This window comes from Propioniciclava sp. LT294 (assembly GCF_059516005.1).
In genome coordinates, this window is the sequence record NZ_JCAKNG010000002.1 from 229,459 (window position 1) to 251,447 (window position 21,989).

The window sequence follows — 21,989 nt, forward strand, 5'->3', positions numbered from 1 at the left end:
CAGCGGTAAGGGACCGCCTGCCGAGGGCCCGCGGTGCGGACCGCCCTCACTCGTCGGCCGGGACCACCAGGGCCCGACCGATGAGCGAGATGCTCATGCGGTCGCCCACACGCACGGGCTGGTCCGTGGACACCCGGAAGGTCGGCCCACCCGGGGCGTCCGCCGAACCCAGCGTGAGGCGCCGGTGATCCCCGTGGAAGGCCAGCGCACGGACGACCCAATCCGCGTCCACGGCCAGCTTCGCCGAGACCTGGTGGGGGCGGGCGATGACCGTGGCCCTGCCGTCGGGGGTTCCCAGCGCCGAGATGGGACCGATGATCGTCTGCGCGACGCCCTGGGTGACGAGGGCGTCCAGTTCCAGCGTTGATCCCAGCAGGCGTGCCGTCGCCAGGTCGGTCGGACGCTCGTAGACCACCTGGGGTGGGCCCACCTGACGCAGTTCGCCGCCCTCCAGCACCGCGACGAGGTCCGCGAACGCGAGCGCCTCCTCCTGGTCGTGCGTGACGAGCAGCGTCGTGACGCCGGCGCCGCGCAGGACCTCGCCGACCAGCTCACGGGTCGACTCGCGCAGGTGCGTGTCGAGGGCCGAGAACGGCTCGTCCAGCAACATCACCGCGGGACGCCGCGCCAGCGCGCGGGCCAGCGAGACACGCTGTTGCTGGCCACCCGACAGCTGGTCGGGACGCCGCTTCGCCAGGCACGGGTCGAGGTTGACGGTGGCCAGGAGTTCGGCGATCCGCTTCGTCGTCCGCTCGGCCCGGGGCAGCCCGAAGCCGACGTTCGCCCCCACCGACAGGTGGGGGAACAGCGCCCCGTCCTGTGACACGTACCCGATGGAACGCTTGTGCGGCGGCACCCAGGCGGAGCCGGTGACGGGAACGCCGCCGATGAAGACCTCACCGGCCGTCGGGTACTCGAACCCCCCGATGCACCGCAGCAGCGTGGTCTTGCCGCTGCCGGACGGGCCCACGACCGCGAGCACCGCCGCTGCCGGGACGCTGAGGTCGATCCCGTGCAGCACCTCGTTGTGGCCGTAGCTGGCGCGCACTCCTTTGACCACGAGCGCGTCGTTCATCGGTCTCCTCGGGATTGGCGGAACAGGATGATCGTCATCGGCACCGACAGGGCGATGAGCAGCAGCGCGTAGGGCGCCGAGGCGGGGTAGTCCAGCTCGCTGGACAGCGACCAGAACCGGGTCGCCAGGGTGGTCGTGCCGGTCGGGGCCAGCAGGAGCGTGGCCGTGAGCTCGCCCGCGATCCCCAGGAAGGCCATCGAGGCCCCGGCGCCGAACGCCGGTGCCAGCACCGGGACGGTGACGCGCAGGAGCGTGCTGAGGGGCGACTGGCCCAGGGAGGAGGATGCCTCACCCAGGGAGGTGGGTACCTGCGCGATGCCCGAGCGCAGGCTCGCCACCGCGCGCGGCAGGAAGAGCACGACGTAGGCCGCGAGCAGGAGCGCGCTGGTCTGGTACACCGCCGGAACCCAACGGATGGAGACCGTGACGAAGGCCAGACCGATGACGATGCCGGGCAGCGAGGACGACATGAACGCGAGTCCCTCCAGCGCGCGGGACCACCGGGTCGGGCGCCGAACCGACAGCCAGGCGATGGGGCCGGCGGCCAGGCACGTCGCCAGAGCACCGATGGTGGCCATGCCCAGGGTGCTCAGCAGCGCGGGGGCCAGGCTGGAGTCGATCTCGACCCCGACCGACAGCCAGTGAACGAGCGACCAGGCCGGGACGCCGAGCGAGGCGACCATCAGGGTGGTGACCGCCAGGAGCACGGGCAGCGTCCACGGGCCGAGGGGCACGCGGCGTCCACGCCTGGCGACGCCCGCACCCAGCCGGGCATGGCGACGGCGTCCGCGCACCGCGGCCTCGCCCCCCAGGACGACGAGGCAGAGCAGGACGAGGACGCCGGCCAACATGGACGCCGCGGGCGCGGCGAACGTCGAGCGGAACTGGTCGTAGATCGCCGTGGTGAAGGTGTCGAACCGCACGAACGCGAAGGCGCCGTACTCGGCCAGCAGGTGCAGCGACACCAGCAGCGTGCCGCCCAGGACGGGCAGCCGCAACTGCGGCAGGGTCACCCGGCGCAGGATCTCCCGGGGAGTGAGGCCGAGTGCGGCCCCCGACTCCTCCAGGGCCGGGTCCATGCGACGCAGCGTCGCCAGCACCGGCAGGTAGACGAACGGGAAGTAGCTGATCGTCGCGATGAGCGAGGCGCCGGCCAGGCCCGAGATGGACGGCCACACCGTGGCCCACGCGTAGCTCATCACGAAGGCAGGCACGGCGAGCGGTGCGACGAACGCCGCCGACAGCCAGCGGGGGACTCGCGTCCGCTCCACGAGCAGGGCGGTCCCGGTGCCGATCAGGACGGTGGCGGGCACGACCACCAGTTGGATCGCGACCGTGTTGGCGATCAACTCCGCGACGCGGGGCCGGAACACGAGCTGGGCCACCAGGGCGGGGCCCGCGTCCACGGTCGCCACCACGATGAACCCGATGGGCACCAGCGTGAGGACGACGACGGCCACCGCGGCCGAGACGGTCACCGGGAGGTGGCCGCGCGACCGGGTGGCGCGTCGGGGTCGGGCCGAGGTGGTCAGAGCAGCCCCGCCTGCTGCATCAGCTCGACAACCTTGGGGCTGTTGAGGGTGGCGGGGTCGACCGTGGGGGCATCCAGGTCCTTGAGCGGCTTGAGCTCGGCGTTGGCCTCCACGCCCGAGCCGACCGGGTACTCGAAGGATCCGCCGTCGCGCAGCACGGCCTGGCCCTCCTTGCCGGTGATGTAGGCCAGGAACTTCTGCGCGGCCTCCTGGTTCTTGGAGCTCTTCAGGACGCCACCACCCGAGATCGAGACGAACGCGCCGGGATCCTGGTTGCCGAAGTAGTGGCTCCCGATCTTGCCGCTGTTCTGTCCGCCCTTGGCCTGGTCACCGTAGTAGTAGTAGTGGTAGATCACGCCGCCGTCGAATTCGCCGGCGTTGACGGCCTTCATCACGGCCGAGTTCCCCTTGATGGCGGTGGAGTTCTCCTTCATGGCCTTCAGCCAGGCCAGCGTCTCCTCCTCACCCTTCAGCTGCAGGACGGCGGACACGATCGCCTGGAAGTCGGCGCCGGAGGGCGAGGCGGCCCAGCGTCCCTTCCACTCGGGATCGGCCAGGTCCATCAGGGAGGTGGGGAGCTGGGCCTCGGTGAGCTTGTCGGTGTTGTACACGAAGACGGTGGAGCGGGCTGCGATGCCGGTCCAGGCGTTGGTCCCGGGACGGTACTGCGCGGGGACCTGCTCGGTGGTGGCGGCATCGACCGGGGCCAGGAGCCCGGCGTTCTCGACCAGCGTCATCGCGGGGGAGTTCTCGGTGAGGAAGACGTCGGCGGGGGAGTTGGCACCCTCGGCGACGAGCTGGTTGCCCATCTCGGTGTCGGAGCCCTGCCGGTACGTGACCTGGATGCCGGTCTGCTTGGTGAAGCCCTCGATCCACTCCTTCGTGAGGGACTCGTGCTGGGCGTTGTAGACGGTGAGGGCAGCTGTGCCTGCTGAGGCGCCGGGGGCGCTCGTGGCAGGCGTCCCCTGCGGTCCGGACGAGCACGCGGCGAGCGTGGCGGCGGTCAGGGCAGCTGCGGCGCCGAGGAGGGCGCGTCGGGTCAGGCCGTGGTTCATGTAGGTAAGGCTTGCCTAACTGATGGCAATTAGGCAACTTCGGGCTGACCAAATCCCGCGATGTGGTCGCGCACCGCTCGGCGTGGCCCGGACGGCCACCATCGGCAGCGCCAAGATCACTCCGCCCGTGACTTCCCGGACGCCCCACCGGCCGGAGCTGGGGTTGGTGCGGTGTAGCGTCGTGCGGGTGATGGACCTGTTCGGCAACCCAGACCCCGCGGAGCAACAGGCGCCCGCCCGGCCCGGGGGGTCGTTGTCGGGGGCCGACCACGCGGATGTGCCCCTGGCCGTGCGGCTGCGCCCCCGCACGCTGGAGGAGATCGTCGGCCAGCAGCACCTGCTGGGTCCGGGCTCCCCGCTGCGCCGGCTCGCGGACGGCCAGCCCATGTCGGTGTTCCTGTGGGGGCCTCCCGGCGTGGGGAAGACCACCATCGCCTCGGTGGTCTCCCAGGCGACGAACCGGCGCTTCGTCGAGTTGTCGGGTGTGACCGCGGGCGTCAAGGAGGTCCGCGCCGAGTTGGACACGGCCAAGCGTGAACTCGCCCGGGGCCGTGGCACGGTGCTGTTCGTGGACGAGGTGCACCGCTTCAACAAGGCCCAGCAGGACGTCCTCCTTCCCGCCGTCGAGAACCGCCTCGTCACCCTGATCGCCGCCACGACCGAGAACCCGTCCTTCTCGGTGATCTCCCCGCTCCTGTCGCGCTCCCTGCTCCTCACGCTCAAGCCCCTGTCGGACGCCGACATCAACGACCTGCTCGACCGTGCGCTCACCGATGAGCGCGGTCTGCGGACCCACGAGGGGGAACCGTACGAGCTCGACCCGGACGCCCGCGCCACCCTCGTCCGGCTGGCCGGGGGCGACGCGCGGCGTTCGCTCACGTACCTCGAGGAGGCCGCCGCATCGGCGTCCGCCCTGGACTCGGCCGTGATCACGCCCGATGCGGTCGAACTCGCCGTCGACAAGGCGGCGGTGCGGTACGACCGGGACGGCGACCAGCACTACGACGTCATCAGCGCGTTCATCAAGTCGATCCGCGGCTCCGACGTGGACGCCGGCTTGCACTACCTCGCCCGGATGCTCGCGGGCGGTGAGGACCCTCGCTTCATCGCACGGCGCCTGATCATCCTCGCCAGCGAGGACATCGGCATGGCCGCCCCGTCCGTGCTGCAGACGTGCGTGGCCGCGGCCCAGGCCGTCCAGCTGATCGGCATGCCCGAGGGACGCCTGGTGCTCGCCCAAGCGGTGGTGGCGTGCGCGACGGCGCCCAAGTCGAATGCGAGCTACGTGGCGATCAACGCGGCGCAGGAGGACGTGGCGCGGGGATTGGGTGGTCCGGTGCCCCTGCACCTGCGCGACGCCCACTACACCGGCGCCAAGGCGCTGGGCCACGGCAAGGGCTACCAGTACGCCCACGACGCACCCCACGGGGTGGCGGCGCAGCAGTACCTGCCCGACGACCTGGCGCAGGCGCGCTACTACGAACCCACCACCCACGGGCACGAGGCACAGATCTCCGAGCGGCTCGCTGCCCTCCGGTCCCTGTTGGGCCGTGAGGGCTGAGGGGGAGGGGTCGCCGGAGAGGGATGCCGGGCCGACCGTCGTCCGCACGTCGTATCATGGGGCGGCCGTCCGCACCGCGCGGGCGCACTCGTCGCGTGAGGGGTTGCATCACACATGAAGACCGCGGAGATCCGACGTCGGTTCCTGGACCACTTCGTCCAGGCCGGGCACACGCTGGTGCCGTCGGCATCGCTGGTCTACAACGACCCCACACTGCTGTTCGTCAACGCGGGCATGGTGCCCTTCAAGTCCTACTTCACCGGCGCGGAGGACGCGCCCTACGACACCGCCACGAGCTGCCAGAAGTGCGTGCGCACCCTCGACATCGAGGAGGTCGGCAAGACGACGCGCCACGGCACCTTCTTCCAGATGAACGGCAACTTCAGCTTCGGTGACTACTTCAAGGAAGGCGCGATCAACCACGCCTGGTCGTTGGTCACCGGCTCCGTGGAGGACGGCGGGCTCGGGTTCGACCCCGACAAGATCTGGGTGACCGTGCTCGGTCCCGGCCACCACCCGGACTTCCCGGACGGCGACGCCGAGGCTGTCGCCCTGTGGAGGAAGGTCGGGCTGCCGGACGAGCGGATCCAGCGACGCGACCTCAAGGACAACTACTGGAACATGGGCGTTCCCGGTCCCGGGGGTCCCTGTTCGGAGATCTACGTCGACCGCGGCCCCCAGTTCGGCCCCGACGGCGGCCCGGTGGTGGACGAGGACCGGTTCCTCGAGATCTGGAACCTCGTGTTCATGCAGCAGGAACTGTCGGCCGTCCGGGCCAAGGACGACTTCGACGTCCTGCGCCCCCTGCCGCGTCCGAACATCGACACCGGCATGGGCCTGGAGCGGGTCGCCTACCTGCTGCAGGGCAAGGACAACATGTACGAGATCGACCAGATCTTCCCGGTGATCGAGAAGGCCGCCGAGCTCTCGGGCAAGCGTTACGGCGCGAACCACGAGGACGACATCCGCATGCGTGTCGTCGCCGACCACGTGCGTTCCGGCCTGATGCTCATGACCGACGGGGTCACCCCCGGCAACGAGGCCCGCGGCTACGTGCTGCGCCGCCTGCTGCGTCGCAGTGTCCGCGCGATGCGCCTGCTCGGCGTCCACGACCCCGTGCTGCCGGAGTTGCTGCCGATCAGCAAGGGCCTGATGGAGGAGTCCTACCCCGATGTCACCACGGAGTGGGCGCGCGTCTCGACCACGGCCTACGCCGAGGAGGAGGCCTTCCGCCGCACCCTGACCGCCGGGACCCAGATCTTCGACGTGGCCGTGAAGCGTGCCCAGGACGCCGGTGCCCGGGTGATCCCGGGCGACGAGGCGTTCCAACTCCACGACACCTACGGCTTCCCGATCGACCTGACGCTGGAGATGGCCGGGGAGGCCGGCCTGAGCGTGGACCAGGGCGAGTTCAAGCGCCTGATGCAGGAGCAGAAGGACCGTGCGAAGGCGGACGCGCGCGCCAAGAAGGGTGGCGCGGTCAGCACCGAGGCGTACCGGACCCTCCGTGAGGCCGGCGAGACGCCGTTCCTGGGCTACACCGAGCTCGCCGTGCCGAGTCGCGTGCGCGGCATCGTCCGCGACGGCGCGATCGTCCCGGCGGCCCAGCCCGGCGACGTCGTCGAGGTCGTGCTCGCAGAGACCCCGTTCTACGCCGAGTCCGGTGGCCAGGACGCCGACTCCGGTGTCCTCATCGCCCCGGGTCTCGCCCTCGAGGTGCTGGACGTCCAGCGCCCGGTGCAGGGCCTGACCGTCCACAAGGCGCTCGTCACCGAGGGGGAGCTCAGTATCGGCTCCGAGGTGTTGGCCCAGGTGGACGCCGCGGCCCGGCTCGGCGCATGCCAGGCCCACACCGCCACGCACATCGTGAACGCGGCCCTGCGTCAGATGCTGGGTGATGCGACCCACCAGGCCGGCTCGTACAACAAGCCCGGGTACCTGCGCTTCGACTTCAACGCGACCTCGGGGCTCTCCCTCGACGCGAAGCAGGAGCTCGAGGGCATCGTGAACCAGGCGGTGCGGGACAACTTCGCGGTAACGGACCGTGAGATGCCATTCGACCAGGCCAAGGCGCTCGGCGCCCAGGCGATGTTCGGGGAGAAGTACGGCAACGTCGTGCGCGTCGTCGAGCTGAACGGGGCCTGGAGTCGCGAGCTGTGCGGTGGCACCCACGTGGGTTCGACCGCCCAGATCGGTCTGGTCAACCTCCTCGGTGAGGGGTCCGTCGGCTCCGGCATCCGTCGCGTCGAGGCGCTCGTGAGTGGCGACGCGTTCAACCGCTTCGCCGCGGAGCGTGCGCTGGTCGGCACACTGTCCGAGACGCTCAAGACCCAACCCGACCAGCTGGTCGACCGTGTCGAGAAGCTGCTCGCCCAGCTGAAGCAGGCCGAGAAGGAGGTGGCGGATCTCCGGGCCGCCCAACTGCTCGGCAACCTCGACGAGCTCGCCGCGACGGCGACGGACGCCGGTGCGGTCAAGCTGGTCGCTCGCGAACTGCCCGGCGTGGGCGGTGGGGACCTGCGCACCCTGGCGATGGGCCTGCGCGACAAGCTGTCCAACCAGGCCGCCGTCATCGCGCTCATCGGTGGAGAGGCCAAGCCCGTCGTCATCGTCGCGACCACCCCGTCGGCCCGCGAGGCCGGCGCGAGGGCGGGCCAGCTCGTCGGTGTGGCCGCACCCCACCTCGGTGGCAAGGGTGGCGGCAAGGACGACCTCGCCCAGGGCGGGGGGTCGGACGCCGCGGGTGCGGCCGCCGCGCTGGCCGCGATCCGCGCGTCGCTGGCCGGATGACGGACGACGCGCTGCGCGGTGTCCGGCTCGGGATCGACTGGGGCCGGGCGCGCATCGGTGTCGCGGCCTGCGACGCCGCGGGGGTGCTGGCGTACCCGGTCGAGACGATCGCGCCGGCCGCCGATGCGCGCGTCGTGCGGGAGCGCTTCACGGCGATCGTGGCCGAGTACGAGCCGGTCGTGGCCTATCTCGGCCTGCCCCGACACCTGAAGGGGGCCGAGGGTGAGTCGGCCGCCCGGGCACGGGGTCAGGCCCGCTGGTTGGCGACCGCCTTCCCCGACATGGCCGTCCACCTGGTCGACGAGCGCATGACCACCGTGTCGGCCACCCGCCAGCTGCAGGAGGCGGGCAGGTCGGCCAGGACCCAGAAGGCCGTGATCGACCAAGCCGCGGCCGTGGCAATCTTGAACCACGCCCTTGACACGGAGCGCCTCACGGGCGCTCGTGCCGGGGAGCGGATCGACGGAAAGGGATGACATGACCGAGCCTCGCCGGGCACGCCGCCGACGCGACACCTTGCGCGACCCCGAGACCGGTGAATGGGACTCCGAGGAGCTCAAGCACCGGCTGAAGGGGTGGACGGCCGTGCTGGTCGCCGTCGCTGTCATCGTGGGCGGTGGCTGGTTCGTGGGCAGCCGCGCCTGGAGCGCGTTCATGGACTTCCGCACTTCGGACGACTACATCGGGGCCGAGGGCGTCGCGGACGTCGTCGTGACCGTTCCGTCCGGCGCGTCGATGGCACAGATCGGGCTGCTCCTGGAGGAGGCCGACGTCGTCCGTTCGCGGGACACCTTCCGCCAGTACGCCCGGAGCCGACCGGAGGAGGCTGCCAAGATCCAGGCCGGCACGTACCAGATGCGGACGCAGCTCTCGGCCCAGGCGGCCTTCGACCGCCTCGTGAGCCCGAACTACCTGGTGCGCAACATGCTACGAATCCCCGAAGGCCTTCGGCTCGAGGAGGCGCTGGCGCAGGTCGCCGAGCGCACCAAGATTCCCCAGGAGGAACTGCAGGCGGTCATCGCCCAACCGGGTGCACTGGCCCTGCCGGAGTGGTCGAACGGCAATGCCGAGGGCTTCCTCTACCCCGACACCTACGAGATCGGTGACCGGCCGTCCGCCCTCTCGGTGCTGCAGATCCCCGTGGCGCACTTCAAGAAGGTGGCTGCCGACCTCAAGTTCGAGGAGCGGTCCCGGCAGTCGCCCGCCGGAGATCCGTACCGGGCGTTGATCCTCGCCAGCATCGTCGAACGCGAGGCGAGGTCCCCCGAGGAGCGTGCCCAGGTCGCGCGCGTCTTCTACAACCGGCTCGAGAAGGGCATGGCACTGCAGTCCGACGCCACGACGGCCTACGCCAACGGCTCGACCGGGCGGGCGGCGACGACCCAGGCCGAACGTGACCTGAACAGCCCGTACAACACGTACCACCCGTCCACGGCCGGCAAGCTGCCCCCGGGGCCGATCAGCTCGCCCGAGGCGACCGCGCTCGAGGCGGCGCTGGCTCCCGCCGAGGGGAGCTGGCTGTTCTTCGTGACCGTGAACCTGGACACGGGTGAGACGGAGTTCAACGACACGCTGGAGGCCCACAACCAGTCCGTGGCCAAGCTCCGCGCTTGGTGCGCGGCCTCGCCCGAGAACCAGAAGAAGTGCACCGGCTGAGGCCGGCGTCCGCCCGCGGGGCCACGCACCGACCTTCCGGCCGGTGCGTGGGAGACTGGTCCGCATGTTGCGTTGGTTGACCGCCGGTGAATCCCACGGCCGAGCCCTGGTGGCGACGATCGAGGGGATCCCGTCCCACGTCCGCGTGACCTCCGACGACCTGGCGGACGCCCTGCGCCGCCGTCGGCTCGGGGTCGGGCGCGGTGCCCGGATGAAGTTCGAGGTCGACGAGGTGACGGTGCTGGCCGGCGTCCGCCACGGTGAGACCCTCGGCTCGCCGATCGCGATCATGGTCGGCAACACCGAGTGGCCCAAGTGGGAGACCGTCATGTCGCCCGACCAGGTCGACCCGGAGGTGCTCGCCGCGCAGGCCCGCAACGCCGCCCTGACCCGCCCGCGTCCGGGCCACGCCGACCTGGCCGGTATGCAGAAGTACGACTGGGACGAGGCCCGCCCGATCCTCGAGCGCGCCTCCGCCCGCGAGACGGCCGCGCGGGTGGCGCTGGGCCGGGTCGCCTCGAACTTCCTCGACCAGGCCTACGGCGTCGGCATCGTCAGCCACGTCGTCGAGATCGGATCGGTCGCCTCGACCGGGGGCCGCCTGCCGACAGCCGCCGATCGGGACGCCATCGACGAGGACCCGGTGCGCTGCTTCGATGCCGAGTCGTCGGCCCGCATGCTCGCCGAGATCGACGCCGCCAAGTCCGACGGGGACACGCTCGGCGGGGTCGTCGAGGTGGTCGTGACCGGTCTTCCGGCCGGCATCGGCTCGCACATCCAGGGTGACCGTCGCCTGGACGCACGCCTGGCCGGTGCCCTGATGGGCATCCAGGCGATCAAGGGCGTCGAGGTCGGGGACGGCTTCGAGCTGGCCCGGACCCGCGGCTCGCTGGCGCACGACGAGATGGTGCTGGAGGGTCAGCACATCACGCGTACCGGCAACCGGTCCGGCGGCACCGAGGGCGGCATGAGCACCGGCGAGGTGCTGCGCGTCCGGGCCGCCATGAAGCCGATCGCGACCGTGCCGCGCGCCCTGCGCACCGTCGACACGACCACGCTGGAGCCCGCCCAGGCCCACCATCAGCGCTCCGACGTGTGCGCGGTGCCCGCCGCCGGCGTGGTGGCCGAGGCCATGGTCGCGCTGGTCCTGGCCGAGCTGATGCTGGACAAGTTCGGCGGCGACTCGCTGTCCGAGACCGCCCGGAACCACCGTGCCTACCTCGACCGACTGGCCGAGCGGGGCCTCGCGTGACCACCATCGCCATCATCGGCGCGCCCGGTTCGGGGAAGTCGACCGTCGGTGCCCTTCTCGCCGAGCGGCTGCGCCTCCCCTTCTTCGATGTCGACCACGAGATCGAGCGCATGCACGGCAAGCTCGTCCGCGAGATCTTCGCCGACGACGGCGAGGAGGCGTTCCGCGAGATCGAGAAGGACGCCACCCTGTCCCTGCTGGTCGGTGGCGGCGTGGTCAGCCTGGGCGGCGGGGCGCCCTTGACGCCCGCGATCGCGGCGGCCCTCGCCGACGTCGAGACCGTGTGGCTCAAGGTGGATGCGCACGACGCCTTCAGGCGGATCGGCCTGGACGACAGCCGTCCGCTGCTGGCCGGCGGTGGCATCCGCGGCACGCTCATCAAGATGCTGCGCGCCCGCACCCCGGTCTACGCGGCCGTCGGCCGCCACCACGTCGACACCAGTGGGCGCGACCCGGGTGAGGTCGTCGACGAGATCGTCGCCCTGCTCCAGGAGTCCGCGTCATGACCGAGACCATTCGTGTGGCGACAGCCCATCCGTACGACGTCGTGGTCGGCCACGGGGCGGTGTCCGGCCTCGCGGCGGCCGTCGGCGATGCTGCCAAGGTCGCGATCCTGCACCCCGAGGTGCTGCGGCGCCGGGCGTCCGAACTGGGGGCCTCCCTGGGGGCGGACGTCACCTTGGTCGAGTTGCCCGAGGGCGAGCGGGCGAAGACCACCGAGGTCCTCGACTCCTGCTGGCAGTTGCTGGCCGAGGAGGGCTTCAGCCGCACCGACGCCGTGGTGGGCCTGGGCGGGGGAGCGACGACGGACCTCGCCGGTTTCGTCGCCGGCACCTGGCTGCGCGGCGTCCGGTACGTGTCGGTGCCGACCACCCTGCTGGCGATGGTGGACGCCGCGGTCGGCGGCAAGACCGGCATCAACCTGCCGGCGGGCAAGAACCTGGTGGGTGCCTTCTGGGAGCCCGCGGCCGTACTGGCCGACCTCGACTTCCTCACCTCGCTGCCGGTGGCCGACCTGCGCGGGGGGCTCGCCGAGATGGCCAAGCACGGCTTCATCGCCGACGAGCGCACCCTCGAACTGTTCGAGACCGCCCCCGAGGCCCTGTTGACGGCCGGCAGTGACGAGCTGGAGGAGGCGGTCGTGCGCTCGATGGAGGTGAAGGCCTCCGTCGTGGCCGGCGACCTGCGCGAGCGCACGAGTTCGAGCGACTCCGTCGGCCGCGAACTGTTGAACTACGGGCACACGCTGGCCCACGCGATCGAGCGCCGCGAGAACTACACGATGCCGCACGGGCACGCGGTCTCGATCGGCTCGCAGTTCGCCGCGATGCTCTCGCGCAACCTCGGGCACGCCGACGACGCCTTCGTGGAGCGCCACCGCACCGTGTTCGGTGGTGTCGGCCTGCCGCTCACCTACCGGGCGGGAGTCTGGGACGAGCTGCGCGCCACGATGAACCTCGACAAGAAGTCGCGAGGCGGCAGCCTGCGCTTCGTCCTCCTGGACGGTGTCGCGCGGCCGTTCATCGCCGAGGCGCCGGACGAGGCCGTGCTGCGCACCACCTACGAGGAACTGACCGCCTGATGTACACGCCCAAGCACTTCTCGATGACGGATGAGCACGTCCGTTCGCTCCTCGCATCCGCCGGGACCGCCCAGCTCGTGACGGCGCACGAGACGGGGCCGGTCGCCACCCTGTTGCCCGTCGTCTGGAGGCCGGCGCCGTCGGGTGAGGGCTGGGGATCACTGGTCGTGCACGTCACGCGGGTGAACCCCGTGTGGAAGGTGCCCCACCTGGGGGAGGCCCTGGCGATCCTGTCCGGTCCCGACGGGTTCATCCAGCCCGACTGGTGCGCCTCCAACGCCGTGTCCCCCGGCGTCCCGACCTGGAACTACGTCACCGTCCACGCGTACGGGCCGCTGGTCGTCCACGACGACCCCGCTTGGGCGCGCGAGGCGGCCTTCACCCTGTCGGATCGGTTCGGCTACGACTCCGGTCGCGTCGACCCCGAGGCCATCGACCGGATGCTGCGGGCGATCGTGGGGGTCGAACTGGCGATCACCCGCGTGGAGGCCAAGGCGAAGCTGAACCAGAACAGGACGCCCGAGGACATCGCTGACGTCATCGACGGATTGCGCGACGTCGGGTCGGACGCGCTGGCAGCCGAGATGGAGGAGGTCAGCCTGCCCCACGCCGAGGCCCGCCACCAGCTGATGGCGGACGTCAGGCAGGGACGTCGCCTCGGGGGCGTCGCGCCACGATGAGAACCCGGTTCGCGGCAATCCGTCCGCACCGGTAGAGTAGCCCGTCGGTAACGCGACGCCGGAAGGAACACCCATGCCCACGATCTCCACGAACGACCTCAAGAACGGGACCGTCCTGGTCATCGACGGCCAGCTGTGGCAGGTGCAGTGGTTCCAGCACCACAAGCCGGGCAAGGGCAACACCGTCGTCCGGAGCAAGCTCAAGAACGTCACCAGCGGGAAGATCATCGACAAGACGTTCAACTCCGACACCAAGGTCGAGAGCGCCACCGTCGACCGCCGGGAGATGCAGTACCTGTACCACGACGGCGAGGCCTTCGTGTTCATGGACACCGACACCTACGAGCAGCTGAACATCTCCGAGGAGACGGTCGGCGACGCCAAGGACTACATGCTCGAGAACCAGAACGCGATCGTGGCCACCCACGAGGGCAACCCGCTCTACATCGACCTCCCCGCCTCGGTCGAACTCGAGATCACCTACACCGAGCCCGGCCTGCAGGGCGACCGCAGCTCGGCCGGCACCAAGCCCGCCACCCTGGAGACCGGCAAGGAGATCCAGGTCCCCCTCTTCATCGAGTCGGGTACGAAGGTCAAGGTCGACACCCGCGACGGCAGCTACCTCGGCCGGGTCAACGGGTGACCCAGAACCGCGACAACTCGACGCGGACCAAGGCCCGCAAGCGCGCCCTCGACATCCTGTACGAGAGCGAGCTCCGGGACCGTCCCGCGACCGACACCCTGGCCGAGCGCATCGGCCTGGGTGAGCCGCCCGTGCGGCCCTTCACCATCGAACTCGTCAACGGCGTGGTCGCGCACCTGGACGAGGTGGATGCCGCCATCGCGGCCGTCCTGACCGATGACTGGACGCTGGACCGGCTGGCCCATGTGGACCGCAACCTCGCCCGCATCGCGCTGTACGAGATCGCGCACACCGACACGCCGCCGAAGGTGGCCATCAATGAGGCGGTCGACCTGGCCGCCGAGCTTTCCACCCCGAGCTCGCCGTCGTTCCTGAGCGGCGTGCTCTCCGCGGCTGCCGAACGGCTCGCTGTCGCGAACCCGGGGGACGACCAGGACACGTGAGGAAGGACACCTCCATGGAACCTCGAGACGATGTACCAGCCCTGTTGGTCCTCGAAGATGGCCGATCGTTTCGTGGAGTGTCCTTCGGGGCCACCGGCGAAACCTTCGGTGAGGCGGTCTTCTCGACCGGCATGACCGGCTACCAGGAGACGCTGACCGATCCCTCCTACCGTCGACAGGTCGTGGTGGCCACCGCGCCGCACATCGGCAACACCGGCTGGAACGACGAGGACGACGAGTCCCGGCGCATCTGGGTGTCCGGCTACGTCGTCCGGGACGCCAGCCGCATCCGTTCCAACTGGCGTTCGAACCGCTCGCTGGACGAGGTGCTGCGCGCCCAGGGTGTCGTCGGCATCGCCGAGGTCGACACCCGCGCCCTGACCCGTCACCTGCGCGAGCGGGGCGCGATGCGCGTCGGCATCTCCACCACGGAACTGGACGCCGACGCTCTGCTCGCCCGCGTGCTCGAGCAGCCGTCGATGACCGGCGCCAACCTCGTCGGGGACGTCACCGTCGCCGCGCCCGTCGTCGTGCCGGCCGAGGGGGAGCGGCGCTTCACCGTGGCCGCGATCGACCTCGGCATCAAGGAGATGACGCCCGAGCTCATGGCCCGCCGCGGGATCGAGGTGCACGTCCTCCCCGCCACCAGCACGCTGGACGACATCCGTGCCACCGGTGCGGACGGGGTCTTCTTCAGCAACGGCCCCGGCGATCCGGCCACGGCCGACGACGCGGTGGCGCTCCTCGCCGACGTGCTCGACGCCGAGTTGCCCTACTTCGGCATCTGCTTCGGCAACCAGATCTTCGGGCGCACCCTCGGGTTCGGCACCTACAAGCTCAAGTACGGCCACCGCGGCATCAACGTGCCCGTCCTCGACCGGGCCACCGGCCTGGTGGAGATCACGGCCCAGAACCACGGCTTCGCCGTCGACGCGCCGCTGGACGCCGACACCGCGACCCGGTGGGGCACCGCGCGTGTCAGCCACGTCTGCCTGAACGACGACGTCGTCGAGGGGCTGGAACTGACGGACGCCGCGGGTCGCGTCCGCGGCTTCAGCGTCCAGTACCACCCGGAGGCCGCGGCCGGACCGCACGACTCCGCCCACCTGTTCGACCGGTTCGTCGACGTCCTCACGGCAGCGAAGGAGAACTGATGCCCAAGCGCACCGACATCTCGTCGATCCTCGTGATCGGTTCGGGTCCGATCGTCATCGGCCAGGCCTGCGAGTTCGACTACTCGGGCACCCAGGCCTGCCGCGTCCTGCGCGAGGAGGGGTACCGGGTCGTCCTGGTGAACTCCAACCCGGCGACGATCATGACCGACCCGGAGTTCGCCGACGCGACCTACATCGAGCCCATCACCCCCGAGATGGTCGAGAAGGTCATCGCCGCCGAGCGACCGGACGCCATCCTGCCGACCCTGGGGGGCCAGACGGCCCTCAACACCGCCGTCGCGTTGCACGAGAACGGCGTGCTGGCCAAGTACGGCGTCGAGATGATCGGCGCCAACTTCGACGCGATCCAGCGCGGTGAGGACCGGGAGAAGTTCAAGGCGATCGTCTCGGGGCTGGACGTCCCGGGCGCCGCGCCGGAGTCGGCCCGCTCGTTCATCTGCCACACCCTCGACGAGGTCCTGGCCGCGGCGTCCGAACTGGGCTACCCGCTCGTGCTGCGCCCGTCGTTCACCATGGGTGGCGTCGGCTCGGGCTTCGCCCACAACGAGGAGCAACTGCGCGAGATGGCCGCCATCGGCCTGGCCGCCTCGCCGGTCACCGAGGTGCTCGCGGAGGAGTCGATCCTCGGCTGGAAGGAGTACGAGCTGGAGGTGATGCGCGACAAGGCGGACAACGTCGTCATCATCTGCTCGATCGAGAACCTGGACCCCATGGGTGTCCACACCGGCGACTCCATCACCGTCGCCCCGGCCATGACCCTCACCGACCGCGAGTACCAGGCCATGCGCGACGTCGCCATCGCCATCATCCGCGAGGTCGGCGTGGACACCGGCGGCTGCAACATCCAGTTCGCGGTCAACCCGGCCGACGGGCGCATGGTCGTCATCGAGATGAACCCGCGCGTCTCCCGGTCCTCGGCGCTGGCGTCGAAGGCGACGGGGTTCCCGATCGCCAAGATCGCGGCGAAGGTCGCCGTCGGCTACACGCTCGACGAGATCCCCAACGACATCACGGCCGAGACCCCGGCGTCCTTCGAGCCGACGCTGGACTACGTCGTGGTCAAGGTGCCGCGGTTCGCGTTCGAGAAGTTCCCCACCGCGGACGACACCCTGACCACCCACATGAAGTCGGTGGGCGAGGCGATGGCGATCGGCCGGAACTTCACCGAGGCGCTCAACAAGGCGCTCCGATCGCTCGAGGACCCGAAGGCGCCCTTCGACTTCACCTCCCCGGTCGACGAGCCGCTCGAGGACATCCTGGCGCGCGTGGCGCGCCCCCACGACGGACGCCTCCAGCTCGTCATGCGGGCCTTCCGGGCGGGCGCGACCGTCGAGCAGCTCCACGCTACGACGGGCATCGACCCCTGGTTCCTCGACCAGATCCTGTCGGTGTGGGAGGTCGCCCAGCTCGTGCGCGACCACTACAATCTCGCCCCCGAGGTGCTCCGGCGCGCCAAGCGGACGGGGCTGTCGGACCACCAGATCGCGCAGCTGCGGAACACCTCGGACGAGGTGGTCCGCGGCGTCCGGTGGGCCCTGGGCGTCAACCCCGTCTACAAGACCGTGGACACCTGCGCGGCCGAGTTCGCGGCCAGGACGCCGTACCACTACAGCTCCTACGACGAGGAGACCGAGGTCCAGCCCCGCACGAAGCCGGCGGTCCTGATCCTCGGCTCGGGGCCCAACCGGATCGGTCAGGGCATCGAGTTCGACTACTCCTGCGTCCATGCGGCGATGGCCCTGCGCGAGGCCGGGTACGAGACCGTGATGGTCAACTGCAACCCTGAGACGGTCTCGACCGACTACGACACGTCCGACAGGCTCTACTTCGAGCCGCTGACGCTGGAGGACGTCCTGGAGGTCTACCACGCCGAGGCCGACCAGGGCCCTGTCGCGGGCGTCGTCGTGCAGCTCGGCGGGCAGACCCCCCTGAAGCTGGCCCAGGCGCTGAAGGACAACGGCGTGCCGATCGTCGGCACGACCCCGGAGGCGATCAACCTGGCCGAGGAGCGCGGCGCCTTCGGCGACGTCCTCACCGCGGCCGGGCTGCCGGCACCCAAGTACGGCATGGCCCAGAGCGCTGAACAGGCCGTGGAGATCGCCAACCGCATCGGCTACCCCGTGCTCGTCCGCCCCAGCTACGTCCTCGGCGGCCGGGGCATGGAGATCGTCTACGACGACGCGGCGCTGGTCGGGTACATCGAACGAGCCACCTTCATCACCCCGCAGCAGCCGGTGCTGGTCGACCGCTTCCTGGACGACGCGATCGAGATCGACGTGGACGCGCTCTACGACGGCACCGAGCTCTACCTCGGCGGCGTCATGGAACACATCGAGGAGGCCGGCATCCACTCCGGCGACTCGGCCTGCACGCTGCCGCCGATCACGCTGGGTGACGACGCCATCGACCGGATCCGCACGGCGACCGAGGCGATCGCACGCGGCGTCGGCGTCCGCGGCCTGGTGAACATCCAGTTCGCGCTGCAGGGCGACACCCTGTACGTCCTCGAGGCGAACCCGCGCGCATCGCGCACCGTCCCGTTCGTCTCCAAGGCGACCGGCACCCAGCTGGCCAAGGCCTGTGCGCGGCTGATGCTGGGGGAGTCCATCGCCGAGCTGCGCACCGCGGGGGTGCTGCGTGCCGAGGGTGACGGCGCGCGCCTGCTGGAGTCGGCGCCCATCGCGGTCAAGGAGGCCGTGATGCCGTTCAACCGGTTCCGCACGAACGAGGGCTTCTCGGTCGACTCCCTGCTCGGCCCGGAGATGAAGTCCACCGGCGAGGTGATGGGCCTCGACAAGCGCTTCGGGACGGCCTTCGCGAAGAGCCAGACCGGCAGCTACGGAGGCCTCCCGACCTCGGGGACGGCGTTCGTGTCGATCGCCAACCGGGACAAGCGGCACGCGATCTTCCCGGTCAAGCGGCTCGCCGACCTGGGCTTCCGCATCGTCGCCACCGCGGGCACCGCGCAGGTGCTGCGCCGCAACGGCATCCCCGTCGAGGTGCTCCGCAAGGCCCACCAGGGTCGCGGCGCCGACGGGGAGCCGACGGTCGTGGACGCCATCCTGGGTGGTGACGTCGACCTGATCTTCAACACCCCGCAGGGGGCGAGCGCCGACGGGCAGCCACGCCGCGACGGATGGTCCATCCGCTCGGCCGCGATCCTCCGGGACATCCCGATCATCACCACCGTGCAGGGGCTGTCCGCGGCCGTGCAGGGCATCGAGGCCGCCCAGGCGGGAGAGGTCGGCGTCCGGCCGATCCAGGCGTGGAACGCCGACATCGCCGCCGAGCTGGCCGAACTCGCGGCCGCGTCCCGGGCGGCGGACGACCTCGAGGTGGGGCGTTGAGGCGCGCGCTGGTCGGAAGCGGTTACCGGCGGGTGCTGCGTCCGATCCTGTTCGCGGCGCGCGGCGGTGACCCGGAGCGCGTCCACGAGGACATGATCCACGCCCTCGCGGGGCTGGCCCGGGTGCCGGGGGCCCGTTCGCTGCTGGGCGCCCTCACCCGGACCGAGGCGACGCCCATCGAGGTGGCCGGCGTCCGCTTCCCCGGCCGCGTCGGTCTCGCCGCGGGCATGGACAAGGACGGCCTGGCGGCGCTGGCGTGGCAGCGCCTCGGCTTCGCCTTCGCCGAGCTCGGCACCGTGACGGCCCACGCGCAGCCGGGAAACCCGAAGCCACGGGTGTTCCGCGCTCGGGCATCCGGGGGCCTGGTCAACCGGATGGGCTTCAACAACCACGGGGCCCGTGCGCTGGCCGTCCGGCTGGCCGCGGCCGGGATCCATCGGGGCAACGGTGCCGCGGGCATTCCGCTCGGCATCAGCCTGGGCAAGACCAAGGTCGTCGCCGTCGAGGACGCGGTCGCGGACTACCTGACCTCCTTCGACGCGGTCCACCCGCACGCCGACTACGTCGCGGTGAACGTCTCGAGCCCCAACACCCCGGGCCTGCGTTCGCTCCAGGACGGGGGGGCGCTGGTCGAACTGCTCGGTGCCCTGACGCAGCGGGCTCGCGCGGCGACCCCGGCGTCCCCGGTGCCGCTGTTCGTGAAGATCGCACCCGACCTCACCTGGCCGCAGGTCGACGAGGTGCTGGCCGCCGCGACGGACGCCGGGGTGGCCGGCATCATCGCCACCAACACCACACTCGGACGCGACGGGCTCGCCCCCGCCGACGCCCACCTGGCCGGGGAGGCGGGTGGCCTGTCCGGGCGTCCGTTGACCGTACGCGCCCGCGAGGTGGTGGCCTACGTCGCCTCCCACACCGACCTGCCCGTGATCGGTTCCGGCGGCGTGATGACGGCGGCCGACGCGCGTGCCCTGTTCGACGTCGGCGCGAGCCTCGTCCAGCTCTACACTGGCTTCATCTACGCAGGGCCGGCCCTGATCGCGGACATCAACGAGGAGGTTCGATGAGCACCTACCGCCAGCGACTGAAGGCTGCCGTCGCCGACCGCGGCAACCTGTGCGTGGGCATCGATCCGCACGCGAGCCTCCTGACCGCCTGGGGGCTGCCGCTGACGGCGTCCGGCCTGGAGCAGTACTGCCGCACCGTCGTGGACGCGCTGGGGGAGCAGGTCGCGGTGTTCAAGCCGCAGGTCGCCTTCTTCGAGGTGTACGGCTCGGCCGGCATCGCCGTGCTCGAGCGCGTCCTGGCCGACATCCGTGCCGCCGGTGCCCTGTCGATCGTGGACGCCAAGCGCGGGGACATCGGCTCGACGATGGAGGCGTACGCCGAGGCGTACCTGGCCCCCGGCTCACCCCTGTCCGGCGACGCCGTGACGCTCTCGCCCTACCTCGGCTTCGACTCCCTGACGCCCGCCTTCGAGCGGGCCATCGCCTTCGACAAGGGCGTCTACGTGCTGGCCCGTACCTCGAACCCCGAGGGCGGTCGGGTCCAGCTGGCGCTGGGCCAGGACGGCTCGGTCGCCCAAGAGATCGTGGACGCGGCCAAGGAGCTCAACACGCGGGCGCGCACGCGCGCGATCGGGCTGGTCGTGGGCGGCACCCACGGCACCCTCGGCATCGACGTGGGCGACTTCAACGGCTCGATCCTGGTGCCCGGTATCGGTGCCCAGGGTGGGCGGATCGAGAACCTGCCGAACCTGTTCGGACCGGCGATCGAGAATGTGCTGCCGATGGTCGGGCGCGGCATCCTGCAAGCAGGACCGGATGCAGTGTCTCTTCGGGACAAGGTTGCGGCCATTGTGGCCCGCTGATTGCTAGCATTTCACCGAAACCCGCAGTGAGGGCGTGAAGGGATCCCCGGACGACGCCCCCTGGAGAACGATTGTTGGGAGCAGAGTGTGTCCATTCCCCAGCTGACGACCGAGCAGTTGCAGGCCGCCCGCGCCGCGGCCACGCAGGCCCGTCGTGCCCGCGCCGACCTGAAGGCCCAGGTCCGTACCGGCGAGTTGTCCCTCACCAAGGCACTCGACGTCGCCGCCGGGGACGACGTCCTGGCGCACATCAAGGTCGTCGACCTGCTCAAGTCCCTGCCGCGCGTCGGCGAGAAGCGTGCGTCCGCCGTCATGGGCAAGCTGGACATCGCCTCGAACCGCCGCATCCGCGGTCTGGGGCGTCACCAGGTGGCGGGCCTCAAGGCCGAATTCAAGTGAGGCACGGCATCACGGTCATCTCCGGGCCCGCAGGGGTCGGCAAGGGCACCGTGGTGCAGCGGTTGAGGAAGGCCCACCCCGAGGTCTGGGTGTCCATCTCGGCGACGACCCGCCCGCCGCGACCCGGCGAGCAGAACGGCGTCCACTACTGGTTCACGTCCGAGGCCGAGTTCGACGAACTCGTCGCATCGGACGGGCTGCTCGAGTGGGCCGTCGTGCACGGCCGCCACCGCTACGGCACCCCGGCGGCCCCCGTGCGTGAGGCGGCGGCCCAGGGCCGTGCGGTCATCCTGGAGATCGACCTGCAAGGCGCGCGACAGGTGCGGGAGACGCTGCCGGAGGCCCACTTCGTGTTCCTCGCGCCCCCGGACTGGTCCACACTGGTGGGTCGGCTCGAGGGACGTGGCACCGAGTCGCCCGACCAGGTGGCGCGCCGCTTGGAGACGGCCCGCGTCGAGATGGCGGCGGCGGAGGAGTTCGACGAGGTCATCGTGAACGACGAGTTGGGCGAGACGGTCGAGAAACTGGTAAGCTCCTTGGGTTTGTAGACCCATCACACAAGTGGAGAAGGTTGACGTTGAGCACCAACATCCCTGAGGGCATCACCAACCCCCCGATCGACGACCTTCTGAGCAAGGTCGATTCCAAGTACCGTCTGGTCCTGTTCGCCGCCAAGCGCGCGCGCCAGATCAACGCCTACTACAGCCAGCTCGGTGAGGGCCTGCTCGAGAACGTCGGCCCGCTCGTCGACACCTCGGTGCAGGAGAAGCCCCTCACGATCGCGCTGCGCGAGATCGCCGCCGACGTGCTCGAGGTCACCGAGATCGATCCCGAGGCCGAGGCCGCCGCGCGTGCCGAGGCGGAGGCCGACCCCGACTTCGGGCTCGGCCCGTTCGATCCCGACGACCTCGCCTGAGCCGACGTCCACG

At 70.7% G+C, this 21,989-nt stretch carries 20 protein-coding genes; 17 read left to right on the forward strand and 3 right to left on the reverse strand.

All coding sequences use genetic code 11. The features are described 5' to 3' along the window. Positions 1-46: 46 nt before the first annotated feature. From AC5YDA_RS03655 to AC5YDA_RS03665, 3 genes are read right to left on the reverse strand one after another with little or no spacing between them, the layout of a single operon-like run. Positions 47-1,075: an ABC transporter ATP-binding protein gene (locus AC5YDA_RS03655; protein ID WP_496188694.1), complete on the reverse strand. Its 1,029-nt coding sequence runs from the start codon at positions 1,073-1,075 to the stop codon at positions 47-49. Further along, a complete protein-coding gene (locus AC5YDA_RS03660; RefSeq protein WP_496188693.1) occupies positions 1,072-2,553 on the reverse strand; it encodes an ABC transporter permease in 1,482 nt (493 codons plus the stop codon). Before AC5YDA_RS03660 ends, AC5YDA_RS03655 begins: the two co-directional genes overlap by 4 nt. Positions 2,554-2,603: 50 nt before the next feature. Beyond that, positions 2,604-3,662, reverse strand: a complete 1,059-nt coding sequence (locus tag AC5YDA_RS03665; RefSeq protein WP_496188692.1) for an iron ABC transporter substrate-binding protein — start codon at positions 3,660-3,662, stop codon at positions 2,604-2,606. A gap of 190 nt (positions 3,663-3,852) precedes the next feature. Between AC5YDA_RS03665 and AC5YDA_RS03670 the strand changes: the two genes are divergently transcribed. The 17 genes from AC5YDA_RS03670 to rpoZ all read left to right on the forward strand — a co-directional run bounded on the left by AC5YDA_RS03670 (position 3,853) and on the right by rpoZ (position 21,976). Beyond that, complete coding sequence (locus AC5YDA_RS03670) at positions 3,853-5,223, forward strand: replication-associated recombination protein A (RefSeq protein WP_496188815.1); 1,371 nt, start codon at positions 3,853-3,855, stop codon at positions 5,221-5,223. Positions 5,224-5,337: 114 nt separating this feature from the next. After that, positions 5,338-8,013 (forward strand): alanine--tRNA ligase, encoded by a 2,676-nt coding sequence (alaS, locus tag AC5YDA_RS03675; protein WP_496192748.1) that lies wholly within the window; start codon positions 5,338-5,340, stop codon positions 8,011-8,013. Beyond that, positions 8,010-8,489, forward strand: a complete 480-nt coding sequence (ruvX, locus tag AC5YDA_RS03680) for a Holliday junction resolvase RuvX (RefSeq protein ID WP_496188690.1) — start codon at positions 8,010-8,012, stop codon at positions 8,487-8,489. Before alaS ends, ruvX begins: the two co-directional genes overlap by 4 nt. Position 8,490: 1 nt before the next feature. Then, positions 8,491-9,669 (forward strand): endolytic transglycosylase MltG, encoded by a 1,179-nt coding sequence (gene mltG / locus AC5YDA_RS03685; RefSeq protein ID WP_496188689.1) that lies wholly within the window; start codon positions 8,491-8,493, stop codon positions 9,667-9,669. 64 nt (positions 9,670-9,733) lie between these two features. Continuing rightward, complete coding sequence (gene aroC, locus AC5YDA_RS03690; RefSeq protein ID WP_496188688.1) at positions 9,734-10,921, forward strand: chorismate synthase; 1,188 nt, start codon at positions 9,734-9,736, stop codon at positions 10,919-10,921. After that, a complete protein-coding gene (locus AC5YDA_RS03695) occupies positions 10,918-11,427 on the forward strand; it encodes a shikimate kinase (protein ID WP_496188687.1) in 510 nt (169 codons plus the stop codon). The genes aroC and AC5YDA_RS03695 overlap by 4 nt, the downstream gene beginning before the upstream one ends. After that, entirely contained in the window at positions 11,424-12,503 is a 1,080-nt protein-coding gene (gene aroB / locus AC5YDA_RS03700) for a 3-dehydroquinate synthase (protein WP_496188686.1), read from the forward strand. The genes AC5YDA_RS03695 and aroB overlap by 4 nt, the downstream gene beginning before the upstream one ends. Then, positions 12,503-13,183 (forward strand): FMN-binding negative transcriptional regulator, encoded by a 681-nt coding sequence (locus AC5YDA_RS03705; RefSeq protein ID WP_496192749.1) that lies wholly within the window; start codon positions 12,503-12,505, stop codon positions 13,181-13,183. Before aroB ends, AC5YDA_RS03705 begins: the two co-directional genes overlap by 1 nt. Before the next feature lie 73 nt (positions 13,184-13,256). Further along, entirely contained in the window at positions 13,257-13,826 is a 570-nt protein-coding gene (efp, locus tag AC5YDA_RS03710) for an elongation factor P (protein ID WP_496188684.1), read from the forward strand. After that, entirely contained in the window at positions 13,823-14,269 is a 447-nt protein-coding gene (gene nusB, locus AC5YDA_RS03715) for a transcription antitermination factor NusB (protein ID WP_496188683.1), read from the forward strand. The genes efp and nusB overlap by 4 nt, the downstream gene beginning before the upstream one ends. Positions 14,270-14,283: 14 nt before the next feature. After that, positions 14,284-15,423: a glutamine-hydrolyzing carbamoyl-phosphate synthase small subunit gene (gene carA, locus AC5YDA_RS03720; RefSeq protein ID WP_496188682.1), complete on the forward strand. Its 1,140-nt coding sequence runs from the start codon at positions 14,284-14,286 to the stop codon at positions 15,421-15,423. Further along, positions 15,423-18,791: a carbamoyl-phosphate synthase large subunit gene (gene carB / locus AC5YDA_RS03725; RefSeq protein ID WP_496192750.1), complete on the forward strand. Its 3,369-nt coding sequence runs from the start codon at positions 15,423-15,425 to the stop codon at positions 18,789-18,791. The genes carA and carB overlap by 1 nt, the downstream gene beginning before the upstream one ends. Next, positions 18,788-19,858: a quinone-dependent dihydroorotate dehydrogenase gene (locus AC5YDA_RS03730; RefSeq protein WP_496188680.1), complete on the forward strand. Its 1,071-nt coding sequence runs from the start codon at positions 18,788-18,790 to the stop codon at positions 19,856-19,858. Before carB ends, AC5YDA_RS03730 begins: the two co-directional genes overlap by 4 nt. Continuing rightward, entirely contained in the window at positions 19,855-20,661 is an 807-nt protein-coding gene (gene pyrF / locus AC5YDA_RS03735; RefSeq protein WP_496188679.1) for an orotidine-5'-phosphate decarboxylase, read from the forward strand. Before AC5YDA_RS03730 ends, pyrF begins: the two co-directional genes overlap by 4 nt. An 87-nt stretch (positions 20,662-20,748) precedes the next feature. After that, positions 20,749-21,060, forward strand: a complete 312-nt coding sequence (gene mihF / locus AC5YDA_RS03740; RefSeq protein ID WP_496188678.1) for an integration host factor, actinobacterial type — start codon at positions 20,749-20,751, stop codon at positions 21,058-21,060. Further along, positions 21,057-21,608, forward strand: coding sequence for a guanylate kinase (gene gmk / locus AC5YDA_RS03745; RefSeq protein WP_496188677.1), 552 nt, complete (start codon positions 21,057-21,059; stop codon positions 21,606-21,608). The genes mihF and gmk overlap by 4 nt, the downstream gene beginning before the upstream one ends. A 29-nt stretch (positions 21,609-21,637) precedes the next feature. Further along, complete coding sequence (rpoZ, locus tag AC5YDA_RS03750; protein WP_496188676.1) at positions 21,638-21,976, forward strand: DNA-directed RNA polymerase subunit omega; 339 nt, start codon at positions 21,638-21,640, stop codon at positions 21,974-21,976. The last annotated feature ends 13 nt before the right edge of the window (positions 21,977-21,989 follow it).

Coding starts and splice junctions, on each gene's coding strand:
- AC5YDA_RS03670 (WP_496188815.1), top strand. CDS start 3,853: ATGGACCTGTTCGGCAACCCAGACCCCGCGGAGCAACAGGCGCCCGCC.
- pyrF (WP_496188679.1), top strand. CDS start 19,855: ATGAGCACCTACCGCCAGCGACTGAAGGCTGCCGTCGCCGACCGCGGC.
- aroB (WP_496188686.1), top strand. CDS start 11,424: ATGACCGAGACCATTCGTGTGGCGACAGCCCATCCGTACGACGTCGTG.
- efp (WP_496188684.1), top strand. CDS start 13,257: ATGCCCACGATCTCCACGAACGACCTCAAGAACGGGACCGTCCTGGTC.
- carA (WP_496188682.1), top strand. CDS start 14,284: ATGGAACCTCGAGACGATGTACCAGCCCTGTTGGTCCTCGAAGATGGC.
- AC5YDA_RS03705 (WP_496192749.1), top strand. CDS start 12,503: ATGTACACGCCCAAGCACTTCTCGATGACGGATGAGCACGTCCGTTCG.
- carB (WP_496192750.1), top strand. CDS start 15,423: ATGCCCAAGCGCACCGACATCTCGTCGATCCTCGTGATCGGTTCGGGT.
- AC5YDA_RS03655 (WP_496188694.1), bottom strand. CDS start 1,075: ATGAACGACGCGCTCGTGGTCAAAGGAGTGCGCGCCAGCTACGGCCAC.
- AC5YDA_RS03665 (WP_496188692.1), bottom strand. CDS start 3,662: ATGAACCACGGCCTGACCCGACGCGCCCTCCTCGGCGCCGCAGCTGCC.
- alaS (WP_496192748.1), top strand. CDS start 5,338: ATGAAGACCGCGGAGATCCGACGTCGGTTCCTGGACCACTTCGTCCAG.
- aroC (WP_496188688.1), top strand. CDS start 9,734: ATGTTGCGTTGGTTGACCGCCGGTGAATCCCACGGCCGAGCCCTGGTG.
- mltG (WP_496188689.1), top strand. CDS start 8,491: ATGACCGAGCCTCGCCGGGCACGCCGCCGACGCGACACCTTGCGCGAC.
- ruvX (WP_496188690.1), top strand. CDS start 8,010: ATGACGGACGACGCGCTGCGCGGTGTCCGGCTCGGGATCGACTGGGGC.